Raw genomic sequence first — 14,696 nt, forward strand, 5'->3', positions numbered from 1 at the left:
TCACCAAAACACACAAAATGGGTACGCACTCATTTTAAAGTTGACTTTGATCACGGATCTAATAACCACAAAAATTCTATCATCTCTCCCGAAATGAAGACTGTGTGATGAAGATTGATAATCACCACACAAAAATCAAAACTACAAACACCCTATAAAAAATAAAGGTTTATCGGTCATGACTACTAAAAAACACATGAGCGAAGTTCCTATGATTCAAAGGGTAGCTGCTTATCTTGCAATTCTAGTTGGCTACTTTTTCTATTGTTATAACTTTGTAATTATTGACTACGTACGCCCATATATCGTTGATGCGTATGATGGTATTAACTTGGCGGATACCGCTCAGTTCTATACATGGCAGTCGGTTGGTGCACTTATTGGTGCTCTAAGCTGTGCATGGGTGGCATCAAACTTTGGTAAGAAATCAACTCTTATTGTCATCACGGCACTGAACGGCGGCGCAACCATCATCAATATGATGTTTACTGACTACGCAATGTGGGCAGCGATGCGTTTCATTATCGGTATATCTTTGGGTGGTTACTTCACAGTAGCGGTAAGCCTGATGATCGGTCTCTTCACACCAAGCGTTCGCGGTAAGTTAACCGCATTCGCTTCTTCTATGTTCTCGGTTGCCCTAATGGCAATGGGTGCATACGCAGCGTTCATTTCTAGCATCGATGCACCTTGGCAGAGCCTAATGTGGGTAGGTGGTATTCCTCCTCTAGTCGCTGCTGCACTGATGATCTTTATCCTGCCTAGCGACAAAAAAGTGATCGCCTACGGGGAAGAAGATCAAGCCGCGGCTGAAGCATCTAACGCACCAGCAAAGAAAGGTTCTTGGGGTGAAATGCTAAGCGCGCCTTACCGCAAACTCACCATCACTTGTCTATTACTGGCTGGCCTTAACTTCTACGGCTACCAATTCTTCTCAGGCTTCGTGACAACGTACCTGAAAGAAGTTCGCCAATTTGACGGTTCAACTATCGGTATCATCTTCTCTATCTCAGCATTCGGTTCTCTATTCGGTGCTTGGGTATGGGGAGCAATCGCCGACAAATACGGCCGTAAAGTGAACGCGTTTGGTTTCATCCTTGCAGGTGTCATGGCTTCAGTATTCTTCGTGGCACCAAGCGACGTGATGATCGGCAGCCTAAACATGCTGGCTATCCTAGGCCTTATCTACAACTTCGGCCTCTCTGCTTCTGCGGTATGGGGTGGTTACTTCTCTGAGTTGTTCCCTGCTCACCTACGTAGCTTCGGTGCAGCACTATTCCACGGCGGTCGTATCATCGGTATGTGGGCACCAATGGTGTTGGTATTCATCCAAGAGCGCAGCGACCTTGCAACAGCAATGTGGGGTTCACCAATCGTATGGATTCTGGCTGGTCTACTGTGGCTATCTCTACCAGAAACATTGAAAGGCGGCATTTTCGACAAGAGTAAAAAAGCGGAAACAGCAAAAGCTTAATCCCCTTTAGTTAAAACCTCTAAAAGTTGAAACCTCTAAAGGCACGAAATAAACATCAATCCGGCTGAGAAGTCAGCCGGTAACAAAATCCAAATCGAGTCCTGTTCCGAATGTTGGCTCGACAACACAAAAGAGAATTTACTATGTCTAAATATCAAGAAGCTAAACGCATTGTTCGTGACTACTTTGACGCAATGGAAAACGCTACCCACGAAAACGTTACTGAAGTTTTAAAAGCACACACTTCTGAAGATTACTTGTGGCGTGGTGTTTACCCATTCCGTGAGCAAGAAGGCGCACAAGCAGCGGCTGACGTATTCTGGGCACCAATGATGAAATCAATGACACGCATGCAGCGTCGTCAAGATATCTTCATCGGTGGTAACAACGAAGTTAACCCAGATGAAATTTGGGTAATGAGCATGGGTCACTTCATGGGTCTGTTCGACGCTGAATACCTAGGCATGCGCCCTACTGGCAAGATCATGAACGTTCGCTACGCAGAGTTTAACTGCGTAGTTGATGGCAAAATCACAAAAACTGGACTGTTCCTAGATCTACTAGGCATGATGGACCAAGCGGGTTGCTACCCACTTCCACCATCAACCGGTAAGCACTTCGTTTACCCTGGCCCACGTAATCACGATGGCCTGTTGTTTGAAGATGCAGCTCCAGAAGAAGGCGTTGCGACACTTGCTCTAGTGAACAAGATGGTTGATGACCTTTCTGCACTTAACGACAGCGGCGCAATGGGTTGCCCACCAGAAGTACTCGCGAAGAGCTGGTCAAAAGACATGATTTGGTACGGTCCTTGTGGTATCGGCGCGTCTTACACGATTCCTCGTTACCAACAACAGCACCAACTTCCTTTCCGTAACAACTTGAAAGACAAGAAATTTAACGGCCATGTTTGTCGTTTCGCTGAAGGTAACTTCTCTTGTTTCTTCGGTTGGCCAAACCTATCAAACACACCAACGGGTGGCTTCCTAGGTATGACTGGCGGCGAAGTACGCGCAAACATGCAAGTGGTTGACGTGTACTACCGTGACGGTGACAAGCTATCTGAGAACTGGGTTCTTATCGACCTTCCTTACTGGCTACAACAGCAAGGTCTAGACGTGTTCGAACGCACTTCAACCATCATGAACCCAACACTGTAATCGAAACGCTTTAATCCAAAAGATTGAAACGAAATAGTGGCAACCTAAATAGACATCTGATTTAGGTTTCCACGCTTGCTGGGAGATCCTTCTCGCTCCTAGTAGGTGCTCCAACCAATTCATTATTGCTCCACTAATAACTGAATCTACTAGTGCCTCATGGATGGGGTACACCCTGCCAAACCATTACCAATATAACGGGCTTGAAAGCACGGTGGCTTTCTACGGCCTGAATAAAGAGAATTACAATGAAAAAGTCGATTCTTTCTGCAGTGATCCTGACAGCACTTACCTCGGGTTCTGCTTTTGCTGCACACACTTTCACCAATGACGCGGGCGATAGCCTTACTTTAGACGGTCGTTTCGACGTTCGTTACCAAGATAAAGGCGGCGACCACAACGGTGAGTGGAACAGCGGTAGCTCTCGTTTCGGCCTAAAAGGCCAAATGGGATTTGATAACGGCTGGACTGGCTTTGGCCATGCTGAATGGGGTTACAACTCGGGTGCTAACGGCGACAATATTTACGACCGACTTCTATACGCAGGCGTAGAGCACGACAAATATGGCAAGATTGCTGCCGGCACTAAGCAGTGGTCTACCTTCTACGATGTGGCTTGGTTTACCGATATGGGTCGTGTATTTGGTTCGCGTGGTTCAGGCTACTACAATTTATCTGACTGGGGTATTGCGTCTGGTACAGGCCGAGCTGAGAATTCGATTACTTACCGCAACAGCATTAACGACAGCTGGAAATACGGCTTCACTTACCAAACTACCCGTGAAGATGTTGGCCTTGCTGACGGTTTAACAGCAACGCTGAAAAACGGTATGGGCGCATCAACGCTGTACACGGTTATGGATGGCCTAACAATTGGTTTAGCTTACCACCAGAATGAGTTTGATGATGTCGATGCGGGCGTTAAAAACATCAAAGATGGTGATACACAACGTATTGGTTTATTGGGTGTGAACTACACCAATAATAGCCTATTCGTTGGTTTCACTTACAGCCAAGGCTCAAATTGGGAAACCACCAGCAAAGCAGAATTTTACGACCACCGTGGTGCTGAATTCTTCACTTACTACCACTTTGAAAATGGTTTGCGTCCAACCTTTAACGTTAACTACTTAATGGACACAGACGACAACGCTAATGGCTACGATCGTCAGTTGATTATCCCTGGCCTTGAATACCACTTTAAGAAGAACAAGTTCTTAGTATGGACTGAATACCAATTTGATAATGGCAACGACAAATCTGTTGGTAACCATTATGAAAATAGCGATGACCAATTCGCTGCGGGTATCCGTTACTACTTCTAACGCCCAGTTAATCGAGTCATAAATTCGCTAAACAAAGCTCTGCTATTAATGCAGAGCTTTTTGGGTCGTACCCAGAATAATATCCAACATTCTCTATTACCCCTTATTTTCATCCTATCATGGCATATTGTATTTTTGAGTACGTACCTAATTATGTTACTCTATGCACAATCAATTTGGTTCAAAAGTATGGTCTATGAACTCTCCAAAACACTCTTCGCTGTCCAAAACAACCGTAACATCTAAAGATGTCGCTAGACTTGCTGGCGTTTCTCAATCAACTGTATCTCGCGTATTTGTACCGGGAAGTTCAGTGTCTGAAAAGACCAAGCAGAAAGTGTTCGATGCCGCGAAATCGTTGAATTATCGTCCCAATGCTTTTGCCCGTAGCCTTACGACAAATGAATCAAAATTGATTGGCTTAGTTTTCCCTGATGCCGACTACCCTATTCACATGAAAACGCTGCAGCTTATCTCCACTGAACTACAAAAACAGGGATATTCTGCGGTATTGATCCCTTGGCAAGTTGATGGCAACGATAACCACTCAATTCCCAATATCTTCCAATACCGAGTTGATGGCGTGATTGCTGCTTCTGCGACCTTTAACAAGTCGCTTTATGAAGAGTGTGAAGAATTCGACATTCCTATCGTTCAGTTCGCACGTGTTGTTGAAGGGACTAAGAGTAGCCATGTGGTGAGCGACAACTACGCCGCTGGCCAAGTTGCCGCTCAGCATTTGCATAGCGTAGGGACAAAGTCGGCGGTTTACCTGACAGGTAATGTTCCAACCTACACTAACGGCGAACGTGAAGCAGGGTTCTGCTCAGAATTTGAAGAACTTACCGGTGAACAAGCTCGAGTTATTGAAGCCGACTATGACTACCTTGATGCACTAGAAACCATTAGGACTCTGTTTTCTGAACCCACACATCCTCAAGCTATTTTCTGCGCGACAGATAACCTAGCGATGGCCGTCATGGATGTGGCGCGCTTAGAGTTCAATCTGCGTATTCCTGAAGATCTTCAAGTGATTGGTTTTGATGATATTCCACAAACTCAGTGGTTGAACTATCAACTCACTACCTTTAAGCAAGATTTCAGACGCCTTGCACGTGAATCTGTGAAAATTGTGGTTAGTCAGATTCAAGAGCAAGACACGAGCTTGGTCAAGTTGATGGTGCCAGTGAAGTTCATTGAAAGAAACACCACGTTGAAAGCGAAATAGTGTTGTTCTTCAGCCTTTTTTGAATGATTAAAATACGCCTTTAAACGACCAAAATACAAAAATCCCGTTCGGCGCCTTATATCAAGAGTATATAAGATGTCTAACGGGATTTTTTCTACTAGTTTTTATTTTGTCTCTAGATGTTTTTTATTAGTTGCCAACTAATTACCCACACCACCTACTTTCTCTGCTGGTGTTTCAGGCGTTATTGGAGGCCATTCTTGGAATGTCGCTAAGTGTTGTTGAATAGCAGCTTGTGCAGGACCAAATGCCCACATTTTTTCGCCCATCCATTTCAAGTACATACCTGACTCTTCTGCCGCTCTTTCATAAGGGTCACGACGTAGATTGAAGAGTAACGGCGCATTCAATTCATCTTTCGGACCACCCCATCCGCGATTTTGTACAATGAAGTGAGCCTTCCAATCGCCTACGCGAACAGCTTGTAGTTTATCTCGTTCATAATAGTAAATTTCGTTACGATTAGATTCGCCTTTTTCCGTCAGCATATCGACTTGATTGTAACCATCTAGGTGTGCTTTAAAGCCATCGTGGCCCTTGAGCATTTTCTCTTTTAAATCTGTTGGACCACCTGCGGCTGCAACCAATGTTGGTAACCAATCCATACCATCGAAGATGCCATTACCGACACTACCCGCAGGGATTTTACCCGGCCAGCTAACCAGTGCAGGAGCTCTAACTCCCCCTTCCCATGTTGTCCCTTTCTCACCGTGGAATGGTGTCATACCACCATCTGGCCACGTCATAATTTCAGGGCCGTTGTCGGACGTGAAAATAATAATCGTGTTATCGGCGATGCCAAGTTCATCTATCTTCGCCAACATTTCACCGACATGATCATCCAGATCTTTCATCACGACTTCTTGAAGCCCCCAACCATTTTGGCCAAGCATTGCCTCATATTCAGGAGAAAGGTGCGTCCACACATGCCCTCTAGATGGACAGTACCAAGTAAAGAACGGCTTATCCGCTTCTACGGCTCGTTCAATGAAGTTAATCGCATGTTTGTTTACTTCATCATCTAGTGTTCTCATACGCTCGATATTCAGCGCACCATCGTCTTCAATGCTTTGGCCACCTTTACCATCAGATTTAGAGTAAATCACGTTTCGAGGAGCAAAGGCATCTAACGATCCATCTTTCGGCCAATCTGGATCTTCGGTGTATTCCATGGCATTCAAATGATATAACCAACCCCAATATTCATCAAAACCATGCATCGTTGGCAAATACTCATCTCGGTCACCCAAATGATTTTTGCCAAATTGCCCAGTCACGTAGCCCATGGTTTTTAATACCTCGGGAAGTGTTGGTGTATCTGCGCTTAAACCCACTGGACCACCCGGTAATCCAACCGTATGCATTCCGGTTCTAACTGGTAATTGCCCGGTTAAGAAAGCTGAACGACCCGCGGTACAAGATGGCTGCGCATAGTAGTCTGTCAGAAGCATTCCCTTCTCAGCAATACTATCAATGTTTGGTGTTTGGCTACTCATCACGCCATTGTGATAAGCACTCAAGTTTGAGATCCCAATATCATCAGTAAAAATAACAAATATATTAGGTTGTTCTTGTGCAGACCATGCCGATAGCGAAAAGCTACTCAGCACACTTAAGGTGAGAAGGTGAAAAATCCCTTTCATAGAATATCCTTATATTGTTTCAGATTGCTCTTTTTGAATCATTTTTATTCCGACTAAACCAAAGCCAAGCTCCAAGATTAGATAGACAAAAAGCAGCCAGTGAGGCATGCCATCTAAGACTAAGCTGACGACTCGGCCTGCAGCCAAACCCAACATGAAGACCACCAAGCTATAAAGCGCTGGCAGTCGATACTTTTTAGTCAATGCGCCACTCACCCAAAACAGAGCAAGTGCCAAATATAAACCCGTTACCGCACGAAAGATGTGGGTAACGTTAACAGGACGAGCATCTATCCCGAAAAGGTAGTCCAGAGAAATAACTGGTGCATAACCATAAGACAAAGCTATGGGCGTTAAACCCAGAACGGCGACCAACAAAAACACACTCTGTTGCTTCATTTATTTCCTCTTTGTAATTTGGCTCTTTTCTAAAAACATAGTCTACAATCAGCAATGTACAAGTTGCATACACGGAAAATGGATAATTAATACATACATTTATGGTATGTACTCTTCAATCTTGGGATAGGGATATCAACATGGCTAAATGGCATTACCTCATCGCATCAGTGTTGGCTGCAAGTTCAACCATAAATGCACAAGAAACAAGCTCGCACTCGGACACAAAAAAATGGCAGCACAGTATAGAAATTTATGCGCTCGCTTTGAATATCCGTGGTGATAGTACAATCGGCAAGATATCTACAGGTGTTGATGTTGACCCAGCGTTTATCATGGATCATCTGGATATGGGTGCGATGCTGCGATTAGAGGGGATTTACGACAATCAATGGGGCTACTATTTAGACTACAGCTACATGAAACTGAGTGGCAAATCTGACTCCATAATAGGTAATACAGGAATTCTTAATGGTAAACTCGATATAAGACAGGGTGTTTTGGAAGCAAAAGGGTTTAAACGCTTTCAATACGATATCGGCATGATTGATTATATGGTCGGTATACGTTGGTGGGACAATGATATTGACTCAAGGCTTTATAAAAACGATGGTACAACAATCAACTCTCGGTCTTTAAATGAAGATTGGATCGATTACCTTGTCGGCGTTCGCTGGACTAAAGAACTCAACAAAGATTGGACAGTTCACACCAGTTTAGATATCGGCCTTGGTGCTGACACCGATTTTACTAGCTCCATACTAACCGGCGCTCGCTATCAAATTAACGATTGGTCGGATTTAAATCTGGCGTATAAATCCACTTGGGTTGATTACGAAAACAAGGGAACCTTTGAATACGATACCGCATCGCAAGGGTTTTTGATTGGTTGGGCTGCTCACTTTTAAGCCACTGGTTGTTTTACCATTAAGCACAAGCGGAATGACTAGTCAGCCAGAGTATTTAATCTCTATTAAATTGTTCTCTAATTCAATCTAAATGAAGCTCTAGCAAAGGAAATGAAATTCATAAAGGTTCTCATGGTAATTTTGGCTTAACTTACGGTATCGGCGCAGAGTACAAGTCATCAAAACCATTGTTTGGCAACTCCAAGCTGTTGACTCGTTTAGGGTTTGATTGGTATGAGCTCGGAGGTTCAAATGATTGGTATACCAAGGAAACAACTTTAGGTATTCAAACTGGCTTTACCTTTTAAGCCAACATATTCATTACCCTGAATAAAAACCATTTAGGGTAATGAATTAAAAGCCATCATTTTAAAAATAAGATAAACCTCGTGTTGTTATGCGAAGTTTATTTTATTTTTCAACACACTCTTTTTTCATGATCGTTAGACCAGCATCCAGCGTTTCTGCCCAAGCTCGTTCTACGTTCTCATCATAATGAGGATCGTACTTTTTAACCGTATTGAGCAGCGAATTAAACCATTCGTTTAATTCAATTTCTGAAATGTCCAACCCCAAATCTTTGTGCCTTTTACCCAGTTTCTTGACCGAGTTCCGCACACTTGGCAGACCAGAGGAATTATAAATAAGAATGATCGAGGCCTTAAGCATCTTAGTTTGCTGCTCTAACCCTATCTTTTCAAAACGTTCTGAAAACCTTGGGTTATGCTCGCAGAAGTCTGCCAGAAAGCTTTCCAAGAATTCTTGATCAATCCGGCAACGCTCAAAGCTTTCATAAAACAGTTCATTCGGTTTCATCTAGCAATTCCTTTGCAATAATCAGCCAGTCTTTAGAATCATGAGGGAGGTTAAGAGCAGCGATAAATTGGCTCAAAACTATCAACATCAGCTAATTATACGCCACTATGGCATAAAATTAACTATGGCATAAAGTGAGTTGCACAAATCTTGTTTCCATCAGGGTCTCGTAAATAGGCCATATAGAGTCGACGTTCATCTGTTCCTCTGGCACCTGGACCATTTTCAATACTGGTACCACCATTTTCAACACCAAGACGATGCCATTCATCGACTATTTCTGTTGAGCTTGCCAAGAACCCGACGGTCATCCCATTACCATAAGTCGCGGGCTGACCGTCAATCGGCTTAGTTAAACCTAGTACGCCCGTTTTACTAACGTATATACAACGCCCCTTGGGATCGATTGTCCCTTCGCTGTAACCAAGCTCTTGCATAATTGGATCATAGAATGACTTCGCGCGTTCAATATTTTCGGTTCCGAGAAAAACATGACTAAACATAACTCACCTCTTTTGATTGAAAGAACCTCCCAAGCTAGACCTATAATTTGCGTTTGTCCAGGCACGCTATTCGGTCATAGTTGTTGCTTAACTCATTGAATGAAAGCATAGAGTTTGGCTAGCTATTTAACGCAATAAAGACTAATCAACAATGCGTTGTGCACCTTGCCCTTGATCATGCAAAATATCTTCAGGGTTCAACAAGTGGCACTTCTGCATACTCAAGCAGCCACAGCCAATACAACCTGTCAGGTTCTCTTGTAACGAACGGATCTGCGACATTTTGCTGTCTAACTGACCTTGCCACTTCTTCGCAACTCGCTCCCAATCTCGCTTAGTTGCGGTCTGGTTCATAGGTAAGGTAGATAACTCTTCCGTAATCTCTTCCAGCGTAAAACCTATCGACTGCGCTACTTGTATCAAAGCAATTCGTCGCAACATAGCTGATTGGTAACGACGTTGGTTGCCATTGGTACGAATCGAAGCAATCAACCCTTTGGTTTCATAAAAGCGGAGTGCCGAAGGAGCAACACCACTGCGCTCTGATAACTGTCCTATCGTCAAATATACGATGTTCCTCATTATTACCTTGTCCTTGGTGCTCACAAATAGATAAAGTTCACTTTAACTTAATAGTAACCACAGCTTGCCTCCATCACCAGTAAAGAGAGCAGAACTTTGAATACCAACACCAACGAGCTAAGCGATTACTATTTTTATGATAACGATATGATTTTTAATAAACCGACTCGCGGCGAAGTAATTAGGAACTAGGTAATTGGCAATAAAGTAGTGAGGTGCAAATTAACTGAAGCTAATAAAAAATGGCTACCTGAAAGATAACCATAATGCCGTTCAGAATTTAAAAAACTAATCAAACAACTCAATAACCAGTTTGTTATCTTTAATCACTAGATTAGGCTCCGATGACTTAATCAATGACTCTTGCACCTTGTTGCTATCCAATTTATAAACCGGTGACTGAGACAAAGCAAAGCCAATCATGGATACCGCAGGCTTAAGCAACCTCTCAACCTCAGGGGGGAGTTGTTGTCCTTTTTCCTGAAAACGCTCTAGTCGTAACGATTTCAAATACACTTCACCACTTTCTTTGTCATATTCAGGGATAGCACTGAACTCAATATCCAAATCCAATCCCATATTTGGCATATTAAATATCTCAACTTTTGCATTAGTATTAGCTATAACCGAGACTCGTTGATTGTCTGTTCGTCCAATTTTCACTTCTAAATCATCAACAGCCACTTGCGCATACATAACACTTTGAACACCAACTTCTTGTTCTAACATCACTGAATCTTGTAGGTATTTCGTCATGTCTTGTTCAGTAATACTGTAGCTCACACAACCACCTAGCATCAGGGCAGAAAAAGCGATAATGAAGCGGTTGATTAACTTTATTGTCATTGCGGTTAAACTCTTAATATGTCATTGCAAGGCACGGATTTTATCTTGGAATAATACCGTAAAATAGTTGTCACAATGACAGTGTCGGTTAACTCCGCAAAATGATCCACTGAAGAAATAACACCGTACAAATTAATAGGAATAGAATAGTAAGGAAAATGATGACGGCATTAACGATATTTTATGATGGGACATGTCCATTGTGTGCAAAAGAGATGGCGGCACTTGCCAAGCATGACACTGAAAATAAGATTCAAACCATCGATATCTACAGTGAAGCCTTTTCAGACTACCCTCAGATTGATGCGGACGCAGCCAACACCATTTTGCATGCACTGGATGAGAATGGAAAACTTTTGCTAGGTTTAGACGTGACCTACCAAGCGTGGCGCTTAGTAGGAAAAGGTTGGCTATACGCCCCATTGCGCTGGGCCATATTCAAGCCAATGGCCGACTGGTGTTATCTACGATTTGCCAAGAACAGATACAAAGTTTCTTTCTGGCTAACAGGAAAGTCACGCTGCAATGGAAACAGCTGCACTAAATAGTGCTTGGTTAAGACATACCACTCGCGACTTTGTAATACACCACACCAAACAGCGCAGCAAAAACTAAAACGGTAACCGCGACTTTTAACCAAATAAATTTCATGTTTTATCCTTTAAATTCTGTTTACTATTTCGCGAGATAAGTTACCACAACAAAACATTCGGTTGGGTAATGATTTATAGAACTTTGTAGAGAACCTTGATTCCCAGAGAGAACTTTTATGTCGGCAAAAGAAAGAAATCTACCTACCCATCGTATTTCAAGATTCAGTAAATTCGCGTCTCTCGCAACTCGAGTAGCGGGAAGTGTCATAACTGAAGGCACGAAACAGCTCGCGCAGGGAAACAGACCCAAAGCAAAAGACTTGGTATTAACACCTCAAAATATCGCTCGCCTTACAGATCAGTTGGCACATTTGCGAGGCGCTGCAATGAAGCTAGGTCAGATGCTGTCGATGGATGCCGGTGATATCCTAGAACCGGAGTTAGCCAATATACTCGCTCGCTTGCGCTCAGACGCCGACCCATTACCCGCTAAGCAGCTTAACCAAGTATTAGAAAATTCACTTGGAATAAATTGGAAGGTGGAATTTATTACCTTCAACTTTAAGCCTTTAGCTAGTGCGTCTATCGGCCAGGTCCACCAAGCTTACAGTGATGCAGGAGACAAACTTGCTATCAAAGTCCAATATCCAGGCATTCGAAAAAGTATCGACAGCGATGTAGACAACGTAGGCACACTGCTCAACATTGTTGGGTTGATACCAAAGTCGGTCGACTACAAAAGCTTACTAGAAGAGGCAAAGAAACAGCTCCATGATGAAGCGGACTATGCTCGCGAGGCTGACTACGCGATTCGTTACCATGATGCATTAAAAGAGCACTCTCACTTCGTCGTACCTAAAATTCACCCGCAAGTCTCTTCAGACTCCGTCCTCGCCATGGACTTCATTGAAGGTGTCTCGATAGAGCAAATAGAAGGTTACGACCAAAGCACCCGTGACTTCGTGATGCACAGCCTAATCGAGTTAATGTTCAAAGAGCTGTTTGACTTCAAGATGGTGCAAACCGACCCCAATTTCGCTAATTACTTGTATGTAGAACAAACACGTCAAATTGGCTTGTTGGATTTTGGTGCCACCCGTGAATACAGTGATCGCTTCAGTGATGGTTATCGTTCAGCCTTTACCTCTGTGATTAATCACAATGAACAAGGACTCAACAAGGCGTTAGAGCAAATTGGATTTTTTAGCGAGACCATCCTCCCTGACCAGCGCCAAGCGATTCTCAACCTAGTGACAATGGCATGTGAACCCATGCTTGTCGATGAAGATTACGACTTCAAAGCTAGTGGTTTAGCACAAAGGCTTCGTGAGGCAGGAACCATACTCAGCATGGAGCAAGAGTATTGGCACACACCACCAGCCGATGCCCTATTCCTCCACCGAAAGATTGGAGGCATGTATCTGCTGGCATCTCGCCTTGGGGCCAAGGTGAACATCAGGCGCTTGGTAGAACCCTATTTGCTAAGCGACAGCTGATACTAAAGCCATTCTGGTCTTTAAAGTGATCATTTCAAGTCGTTGAACAGTAGTAACAGTTACGCCAACTAAAATGAGTCAGACTAATGAAGCATTCGCTGCTGTGCTCCACCGCCCTAATCGCGAGCCTAACAAGTTCATTCGCTTTTTCAGCAAGCTGTCCTGAGATACTCAACGGCAAACAAAGGCTGTTAAATTCAAACGAAGAGATTGAGCTGTGTGAAGAGTTTCAAGGTAAAACTTTATTGATCGTGAATACAGCAAGTCAATGCGGTTTCACGCCACAGTTCGAGCAACTTGAGCAACTGCATCAAACATATAAAGATCAAGGATTCACGGTTGTTGGTTTCCCAAGCAATGATTTTCGTCAAGACAGAGGAAGCGAGGAGAAGTCTGCCAAAATCTGTTATCTGGATTACGGCGTCACGTTTCCAATGATGGCGCGTGCTTCACTCTCTGGGCCGAACGCAAATCCAGTCTTTGCCGAAATCCAACAACAAGCTGGTATCAAACCGAAATGGAATTTCTACAAGTTCTTGGTCAGCAAAGAAGGCAAAGTGATAGCAACCTTCCCGAGTTCTACGTCGCCAACCAGTAGTACCCTCAAAAATGCTATCGAGCAGCAGCTATGAAGTCAGATTACATGGAAACAACTCAAACACGTAACACCATGGCTAAGCTCGGCTATATGGGTTTAGTCCCCTTTTTATTCGGCCTATTGTTATCGCTCACCGACAGTCAGTTTTTTAACTTGAGCGGAGAAACACTCTTCATCACTTACAGCGTGGTTATCTTAAGTTTCTTGTCTGGTATTTTATGGGGAAATGGCATAGAGAATTTCAAAATCCAATCAAGTAACAATGCTCTAATTCTAAGCAATGTTATTGTGTTAGCAGCGTGGCTAGCGGTACTACTCGGTGAGCAAAAGGAATTCATAACCACACTTATTCTCTTGGTCGGTTACATTTCGGTTTGGCGAGCAGAGAGGTCGATGAAGGAACAGAATAAAAGCGAAGGGCCTGATGGGTATTTTGAAATGAGAACTCGACTAACTTCTAGCGTTGTGTTGATGCATGGTATCGTGCTGTTAACTTGAGTGAGTTTTTACCTGTTTAGGCATATTGAGCGCAAAGCAGGCTGGGATGAATAGCAGTACTTCCATATTTCCATTGAGGGCTTCCTAGCTACAATATACCAAGGTTATTGAATCGTTTAACGCAAGATTACCTTTTATAACAGCATTTGAAATCTTTTATAGTGACACTTGAAAACTGTCCCTCCCTCTGTCAAAACCTTTGAATCAGTTTTCGAAAAATTGTTCATATTCTGGAGTTGATAAGTTTTCCGCAGCTCCAATCTCACCAACGATATAAATCGCACTGGCGAAAGTTTCTATCGTTTGATTAGGCTCACGCTCCGGCACTTCACCAACAACCGGGACAGATTTAGGTTCTGATACCGTATTACAAACAACACTTTCACATACGATGCTTTGTTGTTCTAACGAGATAGCCTCGGGGATATCAAAATCTCCAGCCGATAAATCAGAACTAGAAAGCTCTAAGGAAGCATGTGATAAGGTCGAAAACATAGCTGAAAATACAATCCACTTATTCATAATTCATTCCATAGTTAATATTCATCAAACTTATAAATACTATCTAATCACAAACATTATGAACAGTGTTTTATTTTGATAAAC

General features: G+C 43.2%; 16 protein-coding genes and 1 pseudogene. 10 read left to right on the forward strand and 7 right to left on the reverse strand.

Translation table 11 applies throughout. The features are described 5' to 3' along the window. Positions 1 to 178: 178 nt before the first annotated feature. The 4 genes from L8S15_RS01665 to L8S15_RS01680 all read left to right on the forward strand — a co-directional run bounded on the left by L8S15_RS01665 (position 179) and on the right by L8S15_RS01680 (position 5,187). On the forward strand, positions 179 to 1,474 hold the full coding sequence (locus L8S15_RS01665) for an MFS transporter (RefSeq protein WP_010439698.1): 1,296 nt from the start codon (positions 179 to 181) through the stop codon (positions 1,472 to 1,474). Between the two features lie 143 nt (positions 1,475 to 1,617). Continuing rightward, positions 1,618 to 2,634, forward strand: coding sequence for a nuclear transport factor 2 family protein (locus tag L8S15_RS01670; protein WP_280571932.1), 1,017 nt, complete (start codon positions 1,618 to 1,620; stop codon positions 2,632 to 2,634). Between the two features lie 248 nt (positions 2,635 to 2,882). Then, positions 2,883 to 3,959: a porin gene (locus tag L8S15_RS01675; protein WP_010439695.1), complete on the forward strand. Its 1,077-nt coding sequence runs from the start codon at positions 2,883 to 2,885 to the stop codon at positions 3,957 to 3,959. Between the two features lie 196 nt (positions 3,960 to 4,155). Further along, on the forward strand, positions 4,156 to 5,187 hold the full coding sequence (locus L8S15_RS01680; RefSeq protein ID WP_010439694.1) for a LacI family DNA-binding transcriptional regulator: 1,032 nt from the start codon (positions 4,156 to 4,158) through the stop codon (positions 5,185 to 5,187). A 161-nt stretch (positions 5,188 to 5,348) separates the two neighbouring features. Here L8S15_RS01680 and L8S15_RS01685 read toward each other — a convergent pair whose 3' ends face one another. Together L8S15_RS01685 and L8S15_RS01690 are read right to left on the reverse strand one after the other, a co-directional pair. After that, a complete protein-coding gene (locus tag L8S15_RS01685; protein WP_010439691.1) occupies positions 5,349 to 6,851 on the reverse strand; it encodes an arylsulfatase in 1,503 nt (500 codons plus the stop codon). A 9-nt stretch (positions 6,852 to 6,860) separates the two neighbouring features. Beyond that, complete coding sequence (locus L8S15_RS01690) at positions 6,861 to 7,250, reverse strand: DUF4345 domain-containing protein (RefSeq protein ID WP_010439689.1); 390 nt, start codon at positions 7,248 to 7,250, stop codon at positions 6,861 to 6,863. A gap of 140 nt (positions 7,251 to 7,390) precedes the next feature. Here L8S15_RS01690 and L8S15_RS01695 point away from each other — a divergent pair, with 140 nt between their 5' ends. Then, positions 7,391 to 8,158 carry a hypothetical protein gene (locus L8S15_RS01695; protein ID WP_010439687.1) on the forward strand — a complete coding sequence of 256 codons (768 nt, stop codon included), beginning with the start codon at positions 7,391 to 7,393 and terminating at the stop codon, positions 8,156 to 8,158. A gap of 110 nt (positions 8,159 to 8,268) precedes the next feature. Next, a pseudogene (locus L8S15_RS21805) lies at positions 8,269 to 8,466 on the forward strand (hypothetical protein); the annotation flags it as partial. Positions 8,467 to 8,569: 103 nt separating this feature from the next. Here L8S15_RS21805 and L8S15_RS01700 read toward each other — a convergent pair. From L8S15_RS01700 to L8S15_RS01715, 4 genes are all read right to left on the reverse strand, one after another. Beyond that, positions 8,570 to 8,974: a globin gene (locus L8S15_RS01700; RefSeq protein ID WP_010439685.1), complete on the reverse strand. Its 405-nt coding sequence runs from the start codon at positions 8,972 to 8,974 to the stop codon at positions 8,570 to 8,572. Between the two features lie 122 nt (positions 8,975 to 9,096). Next, positions 9,097 to 9,477: a VOC family protein gene (locus L8S15_RS01705; protein WP_010439683.1), complete on the reverse strand. Its 381-nt coding sequence runs from the start codon at positions 9,475 to 9,477 to the stop codon at positions 9,097 to 9,099. Between the two features lie 141 nt (positions 9,478 to 9,618). Further along, positions 9,619 to 10,059, reverse strand: a complete 441-nt coding sequence (gene soxR, locus L8S15_RS01710) for a redox-sensitive transcriptional activator SoxR (protein ID WP_016784679.1) — start codon at positions 10,057 to 10,059, stop codon at positions 9,619 to 9,621. Between the two features lie 288 nt (positions 10,060 to 10,347). Then, on the reverse strand, positions 10,348 to 10,905 hold the full coding sequence (locus tag L8S15_RS01715; RefSeq protein WP_280571933.1) for a DUF1439 domain-containing protein: 558 nt from the start codon (positions 10,903 to 10,905) through the stop codon (positions 10,348 to 10,350). A 161-nt stretch (positions 10,906 to 11,066) separates the two neighbouring features. Between L8S15_RS01715 and L8S15_RS01720 the strand changes: the two genes are divergently transcribed. The 4 genes from L8S15_RS01720 to L8S15_RS01735 all read left to right on the forward strand — a co-directional run bounded on the left by L8S15_RS01720 (position 11,067) and on the right by L8S15_RS01735 (position 14,090). Then, complete coding sequence (locus L8S15_RS01720; protein WP_010439678.1) at positions 11,067 to 11,453, forward strand: DUF393 domain-containing protein; 387 nt, start codon at positions 11,067 to 11,069, stop codon at positions 11,451 to 11,453. A 221-nt stretch (positions 11,454 to 11,674) separates the two neighbouring features. After that, positions 11,675 to 12,994: an AarF/ABC1/UbiB kinase family protein gene (locus L8S15_RS01725; protein ID WP_016784681.1), complete on the forward strand. Its 1,320-nt coding sequence runs from the start codon at positions 11,675 to 11,677 to the stop codon at positions 12,992 to 12,994. Positions 12,995 to 13,080: 86 nt separating this feature from the next. Next, positions 13,081 to 13,626, forward strand: a complete 546-nt coding sequence (locus L8S15_RS01730; protein WP_016784682.1) for a glutathione peroxidase — start codon at positions 13,081 to 13,083, stop codon at positions 13,624 to 13,626. Next, the gene (locus L8S15_RS01735) at positions 13,623 to 14,090 is read left to right on the forward strand and encodes a DUF3429 domain-containing protein (RefSeq protein WP_016784683.1); all 468 of its coding nucleotides are present in this window, start codon (positions 13,623 to 13,625) and stop codon (positions 14,088 to 14,090) included. Before L8S15_RS01730 ends, L8S15_RS01735 begins: the two co-directional genes overlap by 4 nt. Positions 14,091 to 14,294: 204 nt before the next feature. On the opposite strand, the gene L8S15_RS01740 is transcribed toward L8S15_RS01735, so the two are convergent. Beyond that, positions 14,295 to 14,612 (reverse strand): hypothetical protein, encoded by a 318-nt coding sequence (locus L8S15_RS01740; protein WP_010439666.1) that lies wholly within the window; start codon positions 14,610 to 14,612, stop codon positions 14,295 to 14,297. Positions 14,613 to 14,696: the final 84 nt, after the last annotated feature.

Source organism: Vibrio sp. S/42/10 (genome assembly GCF_029890535.1).
Lineage (GTDB): Bacteria > Pseudomonadota > Gammaproteobacteria > Enterobacterales > Vibrionaceae > Vibrio > Vibrio cyclitrophicus.